Source organism: Protofrankia sp. CiP1_Cm_nod4 (genome assembly GCF_982290645.1).
The window spans coordinates 1-4,555 of sequence record NZ_CEVIVC010000227.1 but is presented as its reverse complement, the minus strand read 5'-3'; the positions used below and the strand labels follow the sequence as shown (position 1 = coordinate 4,555).

5 protein-coding genes are annotated in these 4,555 nt (G+C 66.7%); 2 read left to right on the top strand and 3 right to left on the bottom strand.

Features of this window, described 5'->3' with window-relative positions; genetic code table 11:
• A partial coding sequence (locus AC5LSR_RS23260) for a helix-turn-helix domain-containing protein (RefSeq protein ID WP_493469032.1) occupies window positions 1-820 on the bottom strand: 820 nt, incomplete at its 3' end.
• An 89-nt stretch (window positions 821-909) separates the two neighbouring features.
• On the opposite strand from AC5LSR_RS23260, the gene AC5LSR_RS23255 reads away from it, so the two are divergent.
• Entirely contained in the window at window positions 910-1,764 is an 855-nt protein-coding gene (locus AC5LSR_RS23255; RefSeq protein WP_250286727.1) for a toll/interleukin-1 receptor domain-containing protein, read from the top strand.
• Window positions 1,765-1,767: 3 nt separating this feature from the next.
• Here AC5LSR_RS23255 and AC5LSR_RS23250 read toward each other — a convergent pair whose 3' ends face one another.
• Together AC5LSR_RS23250 and AC5LSR_RS23245 are read right to left on the bottom strand one after the other, a co-directional pair.
• Window positions 1,768-2,184: a PIN-like domain-containing protein gene (locus AC5LSR_RS23250; RefSeq protein ID WP_493469031.1), complete on the bottom strand. Its 417-nt coding sequence runs from the start codon at window positions 2,182-2,184 to the stop codon at window positions 1,768-1,770.
• A 2-nt stretch (window positions 2,185-2,186) separates the two neighbouring features.
• Window positions 2,187-2,906 (bottom strand): DUF433 domain-containing protein, encoded by a 720-nt coding sequence (locus AC5LSR_RS23245; protein WP_250286730.1) that lies wholly within the window; start codon window positions 2,904-2,906, stop codon window positions 2,187-2,189.
• A 380-nt stretch (window positions 2,907-3,286) separates the two neighbouring features.
• Between AC5LSR_RS23245 and AC5LSR_RS23240 the strand changes: the two genes are divergently transcribed.
• Window positions 3,287-4,555 (top strand): effector-associated domain EAD1-containing protein (locus tag AC5LSR_RS23240; RefSeq protein ID WP_493469030.1); only part of this gene is annotated, 1,269 nt, incomplete at its 3' end.

Below are 4,555 nucleotides of genomic sequence, written 5' to 3'. Positions count from 1 at the left end.
CCTCAGGCATGAGAAAAGCCGCGGCGAAACTGTTGGCTCTTGTCTCCTCGCGGCTGCGTCGGCTGTAGAGGCCCTCGTCGATCGTGATGCCGTTCGTATCGCCCTGTACGTCACCCGCGGCTATGTGCCCGATCTCATGGGCGAGTGTGTAACGTTGGCGAGTGGCCGGAACGGCGCTGCTCACGAGCGCCAGGCGGTAGTTCCCGCGGGATATGCTCAGGCCGTCCAGCCCCGGTGGAAGCGGTTCGACGGCGACGTCTATTCCCAGCTCCCGTTCGCAGAAGTCGGCCAGGTCATCGATGTCGGCATCACCCGCCCCGGTGAGCCCGCGCACCGCACGGGCGAGCTGGTCGGCCTGGAGCACCGGATCGTCCTGGTGGATCTCCAGCGGGAAGCGGCTCGGTGGCGCGGACATGCTGAGGTCGCGCAGCAGGGCCTCGATCTCGAGGAGATCGTCCACGCGGCTCAGGGCCTGTGCTACGGCGGGGCTCGTATCAGGCTGCGCGCGTGCCGAGATCCGGGTACTTCCCTGCTCGCCACTGGCGAGCAGTTCGGCGACCGGTACACCGGTCGCCTCGGCGATGAGTGCGAGTTCCAGGCTGCTCAGGCGCCGCTTGCCGCTGAGCACCTTGGACAGGGCGGTCGGATCCATGCCAGCGGCCTTCGCGAGCGCCTGCTGGGTCAGACCGGCATCCCGGATCGCCTGGCGTATGCGGTCGGCGAGGATCTCAGCATCCACATGGTCAAGATACGTCGGCACTTGCGAAAATCGCAAATTTGGCGGCGGGTGATGATGCCGTGTCCACCAGGAGGCTGTCATCGCTGTGATGGGAGCTACGCTTACGTTACGGCGCAACCGGGGCAATACGTGGTGACGCCGGCGCTACGGAGACGGGGGAGGGGCTGCCGGTGACACCGGTTGCGGATGGCGACGCTGGCGGGCTGCCGGACGACGGCCCCGACATCAGTCTGAGCCGGAGCGATCGGGACGAGTTCCTGACCGTGATTGCCACGGTTTTCCCGCCGGGGGGCGCTGCGGCGATCGTCCTCGACGAGATCGGATTTCCGCGGGTACGCATCCCCGCTCGGGAAGGCAGCAACTCGGAACAGTGGTGGGGCCAGATCTTCTCCGAATTCGACGCCGGGATCATCGAGGCGCCTTATCGGCGGCTGCTGCGCGTGGCCATCCGGCGCTATCCGGGTAATGATGTTTTCAGGCGTCTTGTCGCCAGTTATCTCGCAGCCAAAGCCACCTGGGACGCGCGGGACCCGCCCTCGGGGACCTCCTCGGGGTCGCACGCCGAATCACCGCGTCAGCTCGCCGACGGGATCGCCCGGGGCGCGCGGATCACGACGACGTCCGGGCCGTCAAAAATCTTTCTTTGTCACGCCTCCCAGGACAAACCCCGGGTCCGCGATCTCTACAAGCGGCTGCACGATGACGGGCTCGACGCCTGGCTCGACGCCGAGGATCTTCTGCCTGGTCAGGAATGGGATCTGGAGATTCGTCGAGCGATTCGTGCCAGTCGCAGCGTTCTCGTCTGTCTGTCGTCGGCATCCACGGACAAGAGAGGGTACGTCCAGAAGGAGATCAAGTACGCGCTGGACGTCGCCGACGAGCAGCCCGAAGGGGCGATCTACCTGATTCCGGTGCGGCTGGAGCCCTGCGAGATACCGGATCGCCTGCGGAAATGGCACTGGGTGAACCTGTTCGAAGCGGACGGCTACGCAAAGCTGCTCAGGGCGCTGCGGGCGACGAGCTGAACGTCACGGATCGAGATCCATTTTTTTGATCTGATTTGAATGAACAGCGTAGATGAACGGGTCCGCCTCGGCGCAGGCGGTAATGATCGTGTCGAGATTGTCAATAAATCGTTGGACCATCTCCGGGCCGGGCAGGTTCTGTCGGTTTATGTAGAAGCAGCGAGCGGCATGTTTTATGACGGCTGCCCTCTCCGCTGGCCTGCGTCTGATTCTCTCGTCTTTCATGAACGCTGCCCAGCCCAGTCGGGCGGTGTCGGCGAGCCAGGTTACGTCCTCGACCTTCTCGTCGTGCGGGATGCCGTAGTGATCGGCGAGTGTCGTCAGATCGATGCCGGCCTGCCGCAGCAGTCGAGGGACGGCCATGCGACCGAGGCTGCGGTCGACGAAGATGTGGGGGAGCCCCTCGGGACGTGCCGCCAACACTATGCGGCGGGTTTGCTGGCGATGCGTACGGCGTCTTCCAGCTCGTCAGGGGGGACACCGAACTCTTCGGCGACCTCCGCGAGCTGCTCGCCGGCGTGGAAACGGCCCAGAACGTCTTCGAGCCGGGCCCCGCCATGGGAGAAGATCGGCTGGCCGAACCCGCGGCGAGGATCGACCACGACGTCGGCGTGCCGGTATTCGGGCAGACGGATGAGCTGGGCATAGCCGTCCGGTGCGAAGTCGACGCGCTGCAGATAGGCGTCTACGACATCACCGAACACCCGCTGGCCCTTACGCACGGCGACCAGCTCCCGTGCACCCCGCGCCTCGGGTGTGTCGCCCTGGCTCTCGGCGAAGTCGTAGAGCACCTCGGCGCCGTCCGTGTAGAGGGCCTTGGACGCCAGGACGTGCGCGATCCCGAGTTCCTCGGACAGGCGGGTGAGAGCGGGCCGGATGCGTTGAAGTGGTACACCGGCACGCCGGATCGCCGCGAGCACCAGCCCCTCGGCAAGGCTGATGAACGGCACCACGGCGTCGCCGCGCTCCGTCGCGGGACGCGCGGTGACGATCGGCTCACCACGCACCGGGGGGCGTCCGGGCCGCTGCCGTACATATCCGTACGCCCAGGTCGTGAAGGTCGAGGTCGGCACACGTAGGTAGCGGCTGGCCTCGGCGACGCTGTACAGCGGCACCTCGAAACGATCAGCGTCGTTGGGCACGACTTGCCTCCCCCGGATACGGCGCTCTGCCGCCTATCATCCACTCCCAGCCGAACCCATACATCTCACCGGCCGACCGGGCCGCGGAGCACCGCTGGAACGGCTGTACGGACTCCGTCGGCACCGGCACCGGCGATGATGACCACCGATCCTGCTCCTTCTCAACGTAAGGAACCCTGTACGGGAGCCTGCCTGCCGGGCGCGGCAGACCTGTCGTGTCCGGTTGCCGCCGGACGCCGGCTGACTCGGTGGCCGGCGTCCGGGTGATGTGCTCCTGTACCGGACACTGACATCGCTGTGGTGGGGACTACGCTTACGTTACGGCACAACCGGGGCAACCCGTGGTGATGCCGGCGCTGCGGAGGCGGGGGAGGGATCCGGTGGCACCGGTTGCGGACGGTGATGTCGGCGCGGCGGCGGACGACGGTCCCGACATTCGCCTGAGCCGGGACGACCGGATCGACTTCCTGAACGCGCTCGCCCGGGCCTACCGCACCGACGGCGCCGTCTCGACGGTGTTCACCCAGATCGGCTACCCGCTGGCATACAGCCCGGTCATCCAAGGCTCCAACCCGGAGCAGTGGTGGACCCAGGTGTTCATCGAGTTCGACAACGGAATCATCGTCGCTCCCTTCCGGACGTTGCTGTACAGCAGTAGTCGGCGATATCCGGGTAATGAGGTATTTCAGCGCCTCGCCGCCCGGCACCTCGCCGAGGCAGCACCGGATGCGGTTGCCGCGGACCGGGTCGGAATGCCGGTCGGTCCGAACCCCGTTCGTGAAACGCCTGCGGAAGGCGAGGCTGGACGCCCTGCGGGGGTTGAAGAGGAACCGGCGGCGGAGGAGGGGCCGGCGCAGAGCTGTCATGTGATTGTGCGGGCGAGTTCGGAACCCGAGCGCCGCCACGCTCAGGAAACCCTGGCACGTCTCGGCCTGGAACCGCATGAGTTCTGGTCCACGTCGCACGCCGTCTCCTACCGGGTCAGCAGTACTGACACCGCGGCGGTGCGGGAACGGCTCGACGGAACGGACCTGGGGTGGACGCTCGTCCCGCCGGGTGAACCCGACTACGTGCTCCAGACGCTGTACGTGGGAGGGCCTGACGGCCGGCAGTTCCGGTTGAACGACGCCCCTGCCCAGCAGACCGTCGAAAACGTGGCCGCTTCGGTGATGGAGGAGTATCCGCCCGGCTTCACCGATGCGACCCGCTCCATCGTCGTCGACGAGGTGCAGGACGACGGGTCGGGACGCCGGCTCAACACCGACGACACGCTGCACGTCGCGGGTATCCGCAACAACTCCAGGATGCGGATCGGGGTGGAGGCCCGGGCCGGGGCGCTCAACCCGAAGGACAGGCAGGAGGCGCTGCACCGCGTCCGCAACCAGATCGTCGCCTATGCGCGGGCGCATCCGGGGTTCCAGGTGCGGGCGAACTCCAGCCTGCTGCCCACCGAGTACGAGCTGGAGTTCGCCCAGCCGAGTTTCGGGCCCGGCGCGGCACCTGGTGATGATCCGGTCGCCGTCGATCGGCATGTCGTTCTGATACAGCTCGGCGCGGAGTTCCCGGAAACCCCGCCGCTGGTGTTCTGGCTGACACCGCTCTTCCATCCGAACGTGTTCCCGAACTACGACTGCGACCAGGCCCGGGAG